The organism is Bradyrhizobium sp. T-12 (assembly GCF_058314695.1).
In genome coordinates, this window is record NZ_JBZFQJ010000002.1 from 650,149 (window position 1) to 663,010 (window position 12,862).

At 56.3% G+C, this 12,862-nt stretch carries 13 protein-coding genes; 6 read left to right on the forward strand and 7 right to left on the reverse strand.

The genetic code is table 11. The features are described 5' to 3' along the window. The first annotated feature begins 4 nt into the window (after positions 1–4). Positions 5–637, forward strand: coding sequence for a 3-isopropylmalate dehydratase small subunit (gene leuD / locus AC0WRY_RS37365; RefSeq protein WP_128929989.1), 633 nt, complete (start codon positions 5–7; stop codon positions 635–637). A 38-nt stretch (positions 638–675) separates the two neighbouring features. Here the strand turns inward: leuD and AC0WRY_RS37370 are convergent, their stop codons facing one another. Beyond that, positions 676–1,500 (reverse strand): SDR family NAD(P)-dependent oxidoreductase, encoded by an 825-nt coding sequence (locus AC0WRY_RS37370; protein ID WP_128929988.1) that lies wholly within the window; start codon positions 1,498–1,500, stop codon positions 676–678. 594 nt (positions 1,501–2,094) lie between these two features. Between AC0WRY_RS37370 and AC0WRY_RS37375 the strand changes: the two genes are divergently transcribed. Then, entirely contained in the window at positions 2,095–2,997 is a 903-nt protein-coding gene (locus AC0WRY_RS37375) for an isocitrate lyase/PEP mutase family protein (protein WP_128929987.1), read from the forward strand. A 72-nt stretch (positions 2,998–3,069) separates the two neighbouring features. Further along, complete coding sequence (locus tag AC0WRY_RS37380) at positions 3,070–3,849, forward strand: SDR family NAD(P)-dependent oxidoreductase (RefSeq protein ID WP_128955134.1); 780 nt, start codon at positions 3,070–3,072, stop codon at positions 3,847–3,849. A gap of 54 nt (positions 3,850–3,903) precedes the next feature. Here AC0WRY_RS37380 and AC0WRY_RS37385 read toward each other — a convergent pair whose 3' ends face one another. The 6 genes from AC0WRY_RS37385 to gcvA all read right to left on the reverse strand — a co-directional run bounded on the left by AC0WRY_RS37385 (position 3,904) and on the right by gcvA (position 9,691). Then, positions 3,904–4,611, reverse strand: coding sequence for an ABC transporter ATP-binding protein (locus tag AC0WRY_RS37385; RefSeq protein ID WP_128929985.1), 708 nt, complete (start codon positions 4,609–4,611; stop codon positions 3,904–3,906). Further along, positions 4,604–5,359, reverse strand: coding sequence for an ABC transporter ATP-binding protein (locus AC0WRY_RS37390; protein WP_128929984.1), 756 nt, complete (start codon positions 5,357–5,359; stop codon positions 4,604–4,606). Before AC0WRY_RS37390 ends, AC0WRY_RS37385 begins: the two co-directional genes overlap by 8 nt. Next, positions 5,356–6,300 (reverse strand): branched-chain amino acid ABC transporter permease, encoded by a 945-nt coding sequence (locus tag AC0WRY_RS37395; RefSeq protein ID WP_206733114.1) that lies wholly within the window; start codon positions 6,298–6,300, stop codon positions 5,356–5,358. Before AC0WRY_RS37395 ends, AC0WRY_RS37390 begins: the two co-directional genes overlap by 4 nt. Positions 6,301–6,361: 61 nt before the next feature. Continuing rightward, the gene (locus AC0WRY_RS37400; protein ID WP_128955133.1) at positions 6,362–7,234 is read right to left on the reverse strand and encodes a branched-chain amino acid ABC transporter permease; all 873 of its coding nucleotides are present in this window, start codon (positions 7,232–7,234) and stop codon (positions 6,362–6,364) included. 240 nt (positions 7,235–7,474) lie between these two features. Further along, positions 7,475–8,545: an ABC transporter substrate-binding protein gene (locus tag AC0WRY_RS37405; protein ID WP_237864941.1), complete on the reverse strand. Its 1,071-nt coding sequence runs from the start codon at positions 8,543–8,545 to the stop codon at positions 7,475–7,477. Positions 8,546–8,815: 270 nt separating this feature from the next. After that, positions 8,816–9,691, reverse strand: coding sequence for a transcriptional regulator GcvA (gene gcvA, locus AC0WRY_RS37410; RefSeq protein WP_128929980.1), 876 nt, complete (start codon positions 9,689–9,691; stop codon positions 8,816–8,818). Between the two features lie 151 nt (positions 9,692–9,842). On the opposite strand from gcvA, the gene AC0WRY_RS37415 reads away from it, so the two are divergent. From AC0WRY_RS37415 to leuC, 3 genes are all read left to right on the forward strand, one after another. Beyond that, entirely contained in the window at positions 9,843–10,217 is a 375-nt protein-coding gene (locus AC0WRY_RS37415) for a helix-turn-helix transcriptional regulator (RefSeq protein ID WP_164933582.1), read from the forward strand. 281 nt (positions 10,218–10,498) lie between these two features. Further along, complete coding sequence (locus tag AC0WRY_RS37420; RefSeq protein ID WP_206733115.1) at positions 10,499–11,278, forward strand: HpcH/HpaI aldolase family protein; 780 nt, start codon at positions 10,499–10,501, stop codon at positions 11,276–11,278. Between the two features lie 174 nt (positions 11,279–11,452). Continuing rightward, positions 11,453–12,862, forward strand: a complete 1,410-nt coding sequence (gene leuC, locus AC0WRY_RS37425; protein WP_164933598.1) for a 3-isopropylmalate dehydratase large subunit — start codon at positions 11,453–11,455, stop codon at positions 12,860–12,862.

A 12,862-nucleotide genomic window follows, 5' to 3' on the forward strand; every position in this document is an offset into this window, starting at 1 on the left:
TCGTATGGAGAAATACACACGTGTCGAGGGTGTCGCGGCCAGTTTCCCGCGCCCTAACATCGATACAGACGCGATCATTTCGGTCGCTTGGCAACGCAGCTTGAAGAGCAATCCGGGGGAAGGCCTGTTTGCGATCTGGCGGTATGATCTGCAAGGCCAAGAGGTGCCGGACTTTATCTTGAACCGCGCCCCCTTTCGCAAGAGCAAAGTTATTGTTGCGGGAGCCAATTTTGGTTGTGGCAGCTCCCGCGAGTTCGCGGTTTGGGCCCTGGTACGGTTCGGTATTCGCTGCGTGATTGCACCCACCTTTGGCGACATTTTTTACGAAAACTCGTTCAAGAACGGGCTGCTACTCGTCACGTTACCGCAGGCAGAGGTTGATGAGATCCATCACCACCTGGCGACCACGAACGATCCGACGATGTCGGTGGATCTCGAAAGCTGCACCATCGAATTACCGAACGACAGGACAATCGCTTTTAACATTCCAACTGCCCGTCGCGCAACGCTGCTAGAGGGCCTCGACGAGATTGGTCAAACGCTAAGATTCGTCGCCGACATTGAGGACTTCCAGCAGAAGAGCCGAGCGTGCCAGCCCTGGTTATACGCGCGACCTGAACCTCGGCATTCTCCCTGAGTGGGGCCGACGAACCAGAGTTGCGCGGTTAGGCGAATCTAAAGCGTTTTTGTCAGACCTGCATCCGCATCGATAGCAGCCCCTTGCAGGAGACGACCGCGATCTGACAAGACAAATCTAACCAGCGCCGCGATATCCTCAGGCTCGCCGATTCGCGCAATGCGCAACTCGCGGCTGAGCTGATATTCCATTTCGGCAGGGTCGATGCGTCGTTCGCGGCTCTCCAGCGTCAGGCGCTTTGTCAATCTGTCTGTCCTCACCAAGCCGGGATTGATACAATTGACCCTCACGCCGTCCCTAATGCCAAGCTCGGCGAGGAATTTGCTGAAACTATTGAGTGCGGCATTCACTGGCGAACCGATAGCGAAATAGATGTCGGGTGTTCGGCCGCCTGCACCGGCGATATTCACGACGGATCCACTCGTCTGAACAAGTGTAGGCCAGGCCGCCCGACAGAGGCGCATTGCACCAAAGAATTTTAGGCCGAAACCATCCTCCCAATCACTATCGGGCAGCTCCAGGAAGTGCCCCCGCGTGGTCGCACCGGCGTTGTTGACAAGAATATCAATCTTCTGAAAAGCGGCCAAGGCCCGGTCGATCGTCCAGGAAACGGTTTCCACGTTTCGCAGGTCGCCAGCAACGACCTCTACCCTTGTTCCAAATGATCGTGCGCGTTCGGCAACGCTGTTGAGCATGGCCTCATCCCGGGCGACGATAACGGAATCGACGCCTGCTTGCGCGAGCTCGAGCGCAATGGCAGCACCGATGCCTCGGCTTGCGCCCGTTACGATCGCAACCTTGCCCCGGAGGGACGCATCTTCGCCTCCCGCCAGGCGAGGCTCCTGTTTGGTGTGTCCTGTCATCGTGGAAGTCTCCGTGTCTGGTCGATTGAATGGGATTGTTGACAGAACCGGCCACACGCATCGGGACGCAACATTAGTCTGAGCTGCCCAGATGTGTGCCTTGCGAGCTCGGTTGAGTAAAAGGCCAGGCTCGACCGGCCTTGGCGCCTGTCGAGATCTACTCCATGTCGTCACGTCGGACACTGACCCAGCGAACCAAGAGACCACGCGCTTGGCTGAGTGCACTATGGCATGGCGCACCCTTTGGCTAGCTAAGGTGGCCACTCGTCATGCGACCTCGTCCATGAAAGAAGAGTGCGACGTTCTCCTCTGGCTTGAGCAGTACTAGCCCTGAGGCCCGCCGTGTCGCCACAGGATTTTGCGCGAGTACAGGGTTTTAGGCGCTGATCCGCTAGCAAGAAATTGCAATGCTATCGGGGCAGCCCATCGTGCAATTTTCTCCTAGTGATGCCGGCGCCTGTCGGTTGATAGTACACGTGCTTTATGAAACGTGCTGAGTCCAACGATGGTCTTCTGCACTGGAGCGACCTTCACTAACCGCTTTCACGGTTGTCGGACTCGCGTCGTTGCCGTACTCGCATCATTGGGTGTCTTTTGAAAGCTCGTATTCCTCTGCGCAAGGTCATGGAAGCCGGACGACCGCTCGTCCTTCCGGTTGCTCAAGATGCTTTTGCCGCCCGGCTGATAGGGCGGGCTGGGTTCAAAGCGTTTGCAATTGGTGGGTCGGCAATGCTTGCTGCCCGTTACGGGTTGCCGGACCTAGGCATTGCGGCGCTTGGCGAGATGGTCGCCGGTATTCAGGATATTGCGGCGGCCTCCGATCTACCCTTCATCACCGATGGCGATGACGGCTACGGTGACATCAAGAGCGTTGTTCGCATGATCCGCGCGTACGAGGCGCTTGGTGTTGGCGCCGTGATCCTGGAGGACCAGGCTCGCCCGAGCAAGCAACCCGGCGATAATCCTGCTCCTGCTGTTGTCGCGATGGCAGAATTCGAAACAAAGCTTCGGGCAGCTGTTGATGCCCGCAGTTCAGGCGACATGTTGATTATCGCCCGCACGGACTCCTTAACAACGCTTGGCCTAGATGGCGCCCTAAAGCGAGCGGAGCGCAGCTTAGCCGCGGGCGCGGATGGTGTATTTATTCCAGGATTGAAAGCACATGACGATCTCGTGACGGTTGGGAGTGCCTTCCGGGGGAAACACCAGCTGCTTGCCCTAACTGAAGATGGGAAAGCGCAACTGCCGCGGGCACAAGATCTCTTTGTGATGGGCTACGATCTTATCGCTTATCCGAGTTATTTGATGCTGCGGACCACAGAAGCGATGGCGAGCGCGCTCGCAGGGTTGTTGTTGTCCACGGCCGACGGGTCCCCTCTCCCGGCACTGGCCGATTTTCCGGCGGCTCGCGCGGCCTTTGCTGAGGCGGTCGGACTTCGAGACTGGCAGGCGCTCGACAAAGTTGCCCGGTCCCAGGCCTCTGCGCCCGCCACGTAACTCGTCCGCGGTTCCGCATTTTCGGACTGCTGCGATGGAAATCTCGGTGCTAGAGCAAGCAAGGATAGTTTAGTGCAGATTTCGCTGAAAAGCCGAACCGCAATCGTAACGGGCGGAAGCCGAGGCATTGGCCGAGCGATAGCTCTGGCGTTCGCCGAGGCCGGCGCTTCTGTTGCAATTCTCGCCCGAGATAAACAACAAGTGAGTGATACCGCCGACCAGATAAGTAGCACAACCGGTCAGCGCGTGATTGGAATCTCATGTGATCTCGGAAACAAATTGCAGATTGACCAGGCCTGGTCGAGGCTCTCCCCCGACTTCAGTCATGTTGACGTCCTCGTTAACAACGCAGGCAACGCTGCCCACGAGCCAATATCGGGAGTTGAGTGGGACGCACTCCAGTCCGATTTCATGCTGAAAGTCGGAGGGGCACTTTACTTAACTCAGCGTTGCCTCTCTGGAATGCGAGCAAGACGCTGGGGACGAGTTGTCAATATTCTCAGCATTGCGGCAAAGGCCGGTACCGGCGCCGCTCCGTCGGCGCTGAGCCGGGCGGCCGGCCTATCCATGACGAAGCTGCTGGCTAACGAATGCGCGCCGGATAACGTCCTTATCAACGCCATCTGCCTTGGATCGATCGAAACCGACCAGTGGAAACGAATGCACCGGTCCACCGCACCGCAAGCGAGCTACGAAGACTTCGTTTTGCAGAAAGGAAAGAGCGTGCGTCTCGGTCGGCTTGGAACTGTGACCGAGGTTGCGAATGTGGCCTGCTTTCTAGCCTCGGACCTAGCCTCGTTCGTAACGGGAACAGCCATTAATGTCGATGGAGGCAATTGTCCCGTACCGTAACCTCGGCACTGGTATCGTTGCCGGTAGGTATGTAATCGGAGGTCGTCTACCTCCCTAGCTGATGCCAACGAGGCTCGATAGAACGGACTTATTGCCCGCCAGATCGTTGCTTTTGCCGTTCCAAACCACTTGGCCTCGATCCAGAATTAGGGCCTGGACCGTTAGTGACAGCGCTAGATCAACATGGTGTTCTACGAGGATAAACGTCATATCGCTTTCTTTTCTGATGCGTTTGAGCGCTTCCACAAGCTGGTCAACAATGACCGGAGCCAATCCTTCGAACGGCTCGTCGAGAATAAGCAAAGCGGGATTGCTGACGAGCGCTCGGCCGACAGCCAGCATCTGCTGCTCTCCACCCGACAAATGATTTCCGAAGTTCTGCCGTCGCTCAGCAAGCCGGGGGAATAGCTCAAACACGGATTCAATGTTCCACTTTCCCCGATCAACCCTTGCAACGGAAAGGTTTTCCTCTACCGTCAGGGAAGGAAAGATCTCTCGTTCCTGAGGCACGTAACCGAGGCCCAGGCGAGCCCGCTCGTAGGTATCGATGCCTCCGATCTCGCCGCCGTCAAATGTGATCTTGCCGGAGGCCATTTGCGTTAGGCCCATAATGGTCGCAAGCAGGGACGTCTTGCCGACACCATTGCGTCCCAACACGGCCAATGACGACCCTCTCGGGAGCGAAAGAGCCACGTTTTCAATAGCCGCGGCGCCATAGCCATATCCTGCGGTGACAGCTTCCAGTCTCAGCAAATCAGTCATTGCGCGCCTGTCCGAGGTAAACCTCTCGTACCTTAGCATCTGCTCGAATCTCGGACGGGGTTCCCTGCGTCAGCACGCTTCCCTCTGCCAACACCGTGATACGGTCAGCGAAACCAAAAACGATCTGCATGTCGTGCTCGATGACGATGACTGCGAGGTCGGCGGGCAACCGCCGCAGCAATTCCGAAAGTTTTCCGCTGTCTTCTTTCGGCAAGCCAGCAGCAGGTTCGTCGAGAATGAGCACCTTTGGCTTGAGAGCCAGCGCCAGCGCGAGCTCAACGAGCCGCCGTTGACCATATGCGAGATTGGAAATCAATTGGCATGCCGAACCACTGAGGTTAAAAACGTCTAGGAGCCGCTCGAGTTCGATCAGAACCTGCTTGCGCCTATTGAGCGCGCCCCACAGTTTTGCGTCGATATGCATATTTGCAACGACCGCGAGGGCAATATTTTCGACCACCGTCATGGACGGGAATAGCGAGTTTATTTGAAACGTTCGCGCGAGCCCCAGAGAGACTCGGCGTTGCGGCGAATACCGTGTGATGTCACGTCCTTCAAGTCGGATCGACCCAGAGGATGGAGCCAACGCTCCCGTGATGAGATTTACAAGGGTGGTCTTTCCTGCGCCATTCGGACCAATCAGAGCGTGTCTTGCACCAATCTCAAGGCGGAAGTTGATATTACGCGTGACGGCGAGAGCACCGAAGCTTTTGTGCAGACCGACGATTTCGAGGACCGTATCATTCATGGTTTCCGCCTGCGATCGAGGAGATAGCCACCCATACGATCAATCCAGGGACCAACGCCTTGAGGTGTAAACCTGACGGCGAGAATGAGGAGTCCACCCAGCATAAACAACCAATTGAAGGGGTCTATCGCCGCGGCCCGATCAGAAAAAATGACGAAAATAATGCCCCCAATGAATGCGCCGGTCAGGCGCCCCATCCCGCCGATTAGCAACATGATGAGGACGTTTCCGGATAGCAGGAATGAGAGTGAGTCGGTTGCGACAAGCCCGGTGACTTGTGCGGAAATTGCACCGGCCACACCCGCTATTGCTGCCGAAATCGAATAGATGAGAAGCAACCGTGCGGCGACCGGTACGCCTAGCATGCGCATGCGTTGGTCGTTGTCGCGTATCCCACGCAGAACATATCCAAATGGCGAGTTTACCAAGATCCGGGCAAGGGCAAACACGAAGGCCAGCACGCAAAGCGAATAGAGATAGGCAGTATGGCCATAGAGGTCGAACGAGTAACGTCCCAAGATGGGTGCGACCTGATACCCCGCAAGGCCATCATCTCCGCCCGTTACTGATTTCCAGGTTGTCGCAACTTGGAGGACGACGGCACCAATGGCGATCGTGAGGATGACTTGAGTCAAGCCGCGAACACGAAGAACCAGCAAACCCGTGACGAAGCCGAACGCGCCGGCAGCTAGCCCTCCTACCACAAGGCCGGTCAAGGGTTCAGATAAAACATTGAGCGCAAAAAGGGCGGCGGCGTAGGCTCCGATACCAAAAAAGACGGCATGACCTAAACTTTCGATTCCAGAGTAACCGATGGCGAGATCGAGCGACAGAGCCAAGATGATCATGATGATGACTTGGGTGCCGAGCTGGTGATAGGCGCCCAAGAAGAAATAAGCGAAAATTGCAAGCGCCCACACCAGCGCATCGCTAAGTCCCAAGCGGTGGGATCCAAAGGACGCGGCGATGTCCCGTTTAGGTGTGTCCTTTGAGGGAGTTACCTTAAGCACGGCCATAAAGCCCAAAAGGTCGAATGGACAGAATGAGGGCCAGAAGAATGTAGATGCCGAAAGCGCCGGCCGCCGGAAAGAGATAGCGAAAATAGGTATCGAAGATGCTATAGCCGAGCGCGGCGATAAGCGATCCTTTGAGACTGCCAAAGCCGCCAACCGCAACGACGATCAAAACCATGACCATATAGTTCGTGGCATAGTATGGCTGCAGCGGCAGCATCTGCGTTCCAAGTACGCCGGCTATGGCCGCTAACGCGCACCCAGCAACGAAGGTCTGAGCGAACACCCGCCGCACATTGATCCCGACACAGCGAGCCATGCGCGGATTATCGACGGAGGCGCGCAAGCGGGCGCCAAAATCGGTCTGTTCGATGACGTACCAAATCAGGCCTGCGATTGTCAGGCTGACGATTGAAAGAAAGCTACGGTAAGCAGAAATCGATATCTCTTCAAAATGCCATGCTCCCGCCAGGAATTCAGGCGTTGGTAATGTATGCGTCAGCGAGCCATAACCGGCGTTGATCGAGGCGATCATTATGAATGTGAGGCCAATTGTCATCAGGATTTGACCGAGAGCACTCGTCTCATAGATCCATCGATATACGGTCCGTTCAAGAATGGCCCCGAGTATCGCCGTGATTGCAACAGCAATCGGAAGCGCGGCGAGCAAACCCAGGCCAAAATGATTGACGAGCGAGAGTGCAGTGTAACCGCCGATCATGGCGAAACCACAATGTGCAATGTTTAGAAGACGCATCACGCCGAGCGTGATCGTCAGGCCAGAGGAGATCAGAAAGAGGATCATCCCGAAGGACAGGCCGTCGATCAAAAGCGATATACCCGTCGTCCAGTAGCTATTCACTTGATCCCTCAAACACCGCCTGCATCACAAGCATGCTGCCAATGGCCATTACGTCCCGCCGCATTGGCCTGGAGTCATGCGGCCTGATTCTACTCCCCTATTTTCGCGCGCCTAAACGTCGTCAGCGCGAGGCAGGATTGGCCTCCTTCCAGGGATCTTTGAGATTCGGAATTACGGCGACCTGTTTATTTACGAGGACGCCGTCGATCTTCTCGACCTTTCGGATATAGACGTTTTGGATCAGGTCCCGTTCGACCGGATCGATCCGCGCGGGCTCTCCCAGGAGTACCCTTTGGCGGCCGCCAAGGCGTTTTCACCATCAAGTTTCCCGTCGGTTGCTTCGGTCATATGGGCGATCAGGTGTATGCCGTCCCACGCCTCAACGGTCCCGATATTAGGTATGGCGCCCTTCCCGTATTTTGCTTCCAGCGCATTGACGAACTCCTTATTCGCGGTGCTTTCTGGCGAATGAGGACCATAAAAGAGAGAGGAATATACACCGATGGCCAGTTCGCCGGTTTGTCCCAATGCCGCGAGGGGTGCCTCCTCGGTTTCACCGAGGCCAAAGTACTGCAAGCCCCGTTGTGCCAAGCCGCGCTCGAAATACCCTTTGAACAGTGCAACGGAGATGGGCCCGTTCGGGACGAACGTAAATAGAACGTCAGCGTTCGCGTCCTGCAGCCGCTGGAAGTAGCTGGAGAAGTCAGTTGTATCCAAAGGCACCTTTACGACATCGACGATCTTGCCGCCGAGCTTGCCGTAATTGGCATCATAAGCTGCAATTGCGTCGTGACCGGGGGCGTAGTCGACGGCAAAGACAACAGCTTTCTTCTTGCCCTGATCAATAGCATAGCGCGTGATGCCATACGCCAATTGCCAGATGGTGCAGCCCACTCTTAAAAAATATGGCGATTTACGTGTGGTATCTGCGGTATTTGCGTTGAAAATGACGAAGGGAATTTTCGCTTGCGTCACAACATCGGCAACGGCTACCGCGTTAGGCGTGAAGTCCATACCGCCGAGAAATTGTACCCCCTCTCGGGTGATCAGCTCTTGAGCGAGTTGTTTCGCTCGAGCGGGATTTGGGCCGCCAGAATCACGATAGAGGACCTCAACGGTGTGGCCTCCAAGCTTTCCTCCGTGCTTCTCGACATAGAGGTCAACGGCTCGTTTGAATTGGACGCCCCACTCGGCATAGGGGCCGCTAAAAGAGCCGATGATGCCGATCTTGACCTCGGCAGAATGCGCATCTGTAGAAATGGACAGTGAGGCAAGAACCGCCGCGAAGGCCAGCAAGCTGAAGCGCTTCATTGTTTCCGTCCCCCTATTTGTGCACCGCCATGCGCCGCAAGCAAGGCGACGACTGCGCCCATCGTTCGGCCCAGATAGAGGGCATTAGAGGAGTGCATTCTTGTATAATCTTGCGGGACGCCGGGACTGTTAGTCGCAGGTCGCGGAGGGCAGACCAGTTAAGGGCTGCTCACGCTATATTACGCGGATGTCACAAGGTCCATGTCCGGGGCTGAGAGTCGCTTCTTTCCCGTCCATTTCAGATCGATGGATCTGACGGTTGCCGCCGCCTCACCGAGCAGCCATTGCGCGGAACGCGACAAGTGCCGGCAAATCGCTCTTTTCGGTTGGATAAGCGAGATAGAATGCCATCTGGTTGCGGACAATGAGATTGAACGGTGCGATCAGTCGGCCGGTTTCGAGATCCCTTTCAATCAAGGGAAGATGCACAATTGCAATACCAAGGCCGTCGATAGCTGCTTGGCACGCGAGCCCCGAGTTTTCAAATCGTAGGCCCGTGTTGGCCGGGACCTGCGGCGCGCCTGCAGTCTGGAGCCATTGCCGCCAAAAATCCGGGCGCTGCAAGGAATGGAGAAGAACGTGATGATCGAGTTCGTGCGGATAGCGCGGGACCGGCATTCCATTCGCAAGCTTGGGGCCGCATACGACGATGAGCAGTTCGTCGAACAGATGTTTGGCCTCGAGCCCAGGCCACTGGCCCAATCCGTACTCGATCGAGGCATCGATGCCTTGCGCTTCAAAATTGGCAGGGGATTGTTGTGAGGTTGAGACCTGAATTTCCACCTGCGGATATTGCTCGCGAAACCTCGCGAGGCGAGGGATCAACCAGCGCATGGCAAAGGTGGGTAAACACCTAAGCTTTAGGACATTGTGTTTTGACGACGCGCAGATCTCGGACGTCGCGGACCTTATCTCGTCAAACGCAACCTGAAGCCGCTTATGATATCGTCGAGCCTCTTCCGTCAGTTCGATGCGACGATGCTTACGAACAAATAACTTTATTCCGAGGTGGGTCTCAAGTACCGCGATATGCCTGCTGACGGCCCCTTGGGTAATGCAAAGCTCTTCCGCCGCTCGACTGAAATTGCCATGACGCGCCGCAGCATCGAAGGCTCGTAGCGCATTCATGGGCAAGTATTGGCCCATAACCCATTATTCTCCCTAGGTTTTCGCTTATATCGCAAAAACTCATGCAAGTCATCAGTTAACTTGCTTTGCGCGGCATGCTGATCGCCTTCATCCTCAGCCCCGCGATGAAACTCGTCCACTGCAGCAAGAGTTGGACATGACTTGTGGGATGGAAACGGCAGTCGTATCGGCAGACGCATTCTCTGCTCCGCCCGGCGACCCTGACGGAAGCATTACAGAAGTTGCGCTCGCGTTTATTAAGAAGAGCCCTGAGATCAGGATTACGCTTCGCGATCTTGAGCGTCAGACGGGCGCAAGTATCTTTCAACTGATTAGGGCATTCCGAAGAGATTTGGGAGTAACGCCCCATGCCTATCTGATAAAACGGCGCGTCGCGCGCGGCGCTGATCTTCTTCTTCAGGGAGAGCCAGCGGCACAAGTAGCTTACGAGGTCGGTTTCGTTGACCAAAGTCACTTCACGAAGCACTTCAAGCGTGTCCACGGCGTGACGCCAAAGCGCTATGTTGCGGTAGCCACCAGCTAGCTGGCAAATCGAGCGCATGAGAAGTTCGCCACTGGCGACAGACCTTTTGCAAAAGCTTGTCTAGAGTTCTTGAGGGTCTAATCCGCTCCGGCGCACAACAAGGCGCGGTTGCCGGCGCAATCGGAGCAGTCAAGTGATCACGCGGTCAGTGGTGTACTTGTTGCGCGCGGCGTCGACGACATTCCGATGCCAGCAGCCGTCAACAGGATATCGAGGCCAGTCGTCATATTCACAGCAAAGAAAGCTTCCTTATGGCCCCCTTTCGAGGACTAAATCGCCGCATGGCCGAAAATGGCCATTTACTGAACGGCTATTGCGCGATCCCCGATGCGTTTTCGGCAGAACTTTATGCTCGACAAGGCTTCGACGTAATCACGCTTGACCTGCAGCATGGTCTCATCGGGTACGATGCCGCCGTCGCGATGCTACAAGCCATTACGGCCGTGGACGTGCTCCCGTTGGTACGCATCCCCTGGCTCGACCCGGCAATCATCATGAAAGCGCTTGATGCAGGTGCTCTTGGTGTGACATGCCCTATGGTCAACACGGCAGCGGACGCTGAGCGCCTCGTCCAATATTGCAAATATCCACCGATGGGCCAGCGCAGCTTAGGCCCCGTCCGTGCGGCGACGGCCTATGGCGAGGACTATGCTGCGCATGCGAACCGGGAGCTCAGCGTCATCGCTATGATTGAAACCGCTGAAGCCGTCGCCAACATCGAGAGTATTCTTGATGTGCCAGGTCTGGATGGTGTCTATATCGGACCAGGCGATCTCTCGCTGTCCCTGAACAGGAAGCCGCAGCTGGAGGAGTTTGATACCGAGGTGGACGCTGCCATCGATCGCGTTTTGAAGGGGTGCATTAAGAAGGGTCTGATTGCAGGCATTTTCGCACCTGGTCCCGAACAAGCGTGGCGCATGGTCACGCGTGGCTTTCGATTCGTCACGCTTTCCACTGACGCTCGCGCATTGGCGTTCCAGGCCAAGTCTTGGGTTGAGAAGTTTCGACTGCTCAGTCGAGAGCCGTCCCGTGTTACCGGTGCATCGGGCCTGAAGGGGTAAGGACTAAATATCAAAAAGTGGGCGACCGGACCATAAGCCCTCATCCGCTCGAAATTGCAATTTCTTACTAGTCGACGAGCTCCTCCTGCATCAAGACCGGTGTCGCCGATCACGCAATTGGCGTGAAGCCTACCCGCTCTTAGCGTGGGAGCAACTCGGCCATGGTGTAACATGATCCAACCGCGGTCTATCTTTGAAAAGATCTGGAACAGTCATGTCATCCGGGAAATGGGTGACGGCGTCTTCTTGCTCTATGTCGATCGCCACATCATCCAGGAATCGGCGAGCGGACAAGCATTTGATGGGCTACGGCGCGCCTCGCGATCTGTGCGTCGACCTGATCTCACTTTCGGTGTCACGGATCACATCGTTTCGACACGTCCTGGGCGCACGGTCGATTCGAACCCCGAGGGGCGCGAGCTAATCACCTTGATGGAACGGAACTGCAGCGAACACGGAATTGAGCTGTTTGACTTGGCTGATGCCAGGCAGGGTATCGAACACGTCGTGGCGCCGGAGCTCGGGCTTATCACGCCAGGGATGACTGTTGTTTGCGCAGACAGCCATACACCAACAAATGGCGCGCTCGGTGCCTATGCGTGGGGTTTTGGCACAAGCGATGTCGAGCACGTTCTAGCAACCCAAACCGTACTTCAGCGCAAGCCAAAGGCGCTACGGGTGACGTTCGCCGGACGTCTGGGAAAGGATGTCTGTGCCAAGGACCTCATACTTTACTTGATCGGCAAAGAGGGAACACAGGCGGCGCGCGGATATGCCATCGAATATTGCGGACCCGTCATTCGTGCGATGTCCATGGAAGGCAGGATGACGATCTGCAACATGTCCATTGAATTTGGTGGACGTGCTGGCATGATCGGGCCGGACGATACCACGTATGAATATATCGCTGGCCGCGACTATGCTCCCAAAGGTGCGCATTGGCAGGCCGCATTAGATCAGTGGCGCACTCTTAACACAGACGAGCAAGCTCTCTTCGACAAGGAAATCAGGGTTAACTGTAGCGAGATTGCCCCCCAGGTGACGTGGGGGACAACACCTGGCGATGTCGTAGGTATCGACGAAAACATCCCAGATCCCGTGTTGATTGGCGATCCTGTCCGTCGCGCCATGGCGGAGCAGGCGCTGCACTATATCGGCCTCAAACCTAATCAGCCTCTTGAAGGCATTCCGATCAACGTCGCCTTCATTGGATCCTGCACCAACAGCCGCCTATCGGACCTTCAGGCGGCAGCGGCCATCGTCAAGGGGCGCAAGGTCGCCAAAGGCGTGCGGGCGCTGGTTGTGCCTGGATCGACGTCGGTCAAGCGCGCGGCTGAGGCCCTCGGTCTAAACAAAGTATTTCTCGATGCAGGCTTCGACTGGAGAGAGGCCGGGTGTTCAATGTGTCTGGGGATCAACGACGACCAAGTCGCGCCAGGTGAGCGCTGCATGGCGACCTCTAATCGCAACTTCGAGCATCGCCAAGGACCAAATAGCCGCACGCATCTTGCAAGTCCGGCATCGGTGGCGGCGGCCGCCGTGACGGGTGTCATCACCGACGTTCGCAAGCTCGCGCACGCATAG

Excerpts from the sequence above, each read along its gene's own strand:
- leuD (WP_128929989.1), top strand. The coding sequence starts at position 5 with ATGGAGAAATACACACGTGTCGAGGGTGTCGCGGCCAGTTTCCCGCGC.
- AC0WRY_RS37370 (WP_128929988.1), bottom strand. The coding sequence starts at position 1,500 with ATGACAGGACACACCAAACAGGAGCCTCGCCTGGCGGGAGGCGAAGAT.
- AC0WRY_RS37405 (WP_237864941.1), bottom strand. The coding sequence starts at position 8,545 with ATGAAGCGCTTCAGCTTGCTGGCCTTCGCGGCGGTTCTTGCCTCACTG.
- AC0WRY_RS37415 (WP_164933582.1), top strand. The coding sequence starts at position 9,843 with ATGGAAACGGCAGTCGTATCGGCAGACGCATTCTCTGCTCCGCCCGGC.
- AC0WRY_RS37385 (WP_128929985.1), bottom strand. The coding sequence starts at position 4,611 with ATGACTGATTTGCTGAGACTGGAAGCTGTCACCGCAGGATATGGCTAT.
- AC0WRY_RS37420 (WP_206733115.1), top strand. The coding sequence starts at position 10,499 with ATGGCCGAAAATGGCCATTTACTGAACGGCTATTGCGCGATCCCCGAT.
- gcvA (WP_128929980.1), bottom strand. The coding sequence starts at position 9,691 with ATGGGCCAATACTTGCCCATGAATGCGCTACGAGCCTTCGATGCTGCG.
- AC0WRY_RS37390 (WP_128929984.1), bottom strand. The coding sequence starts at position 5,359 with ATGAATGATACGGTCCTCGAAATCGTCGGTCTGCACAAAAGCTTCGGT.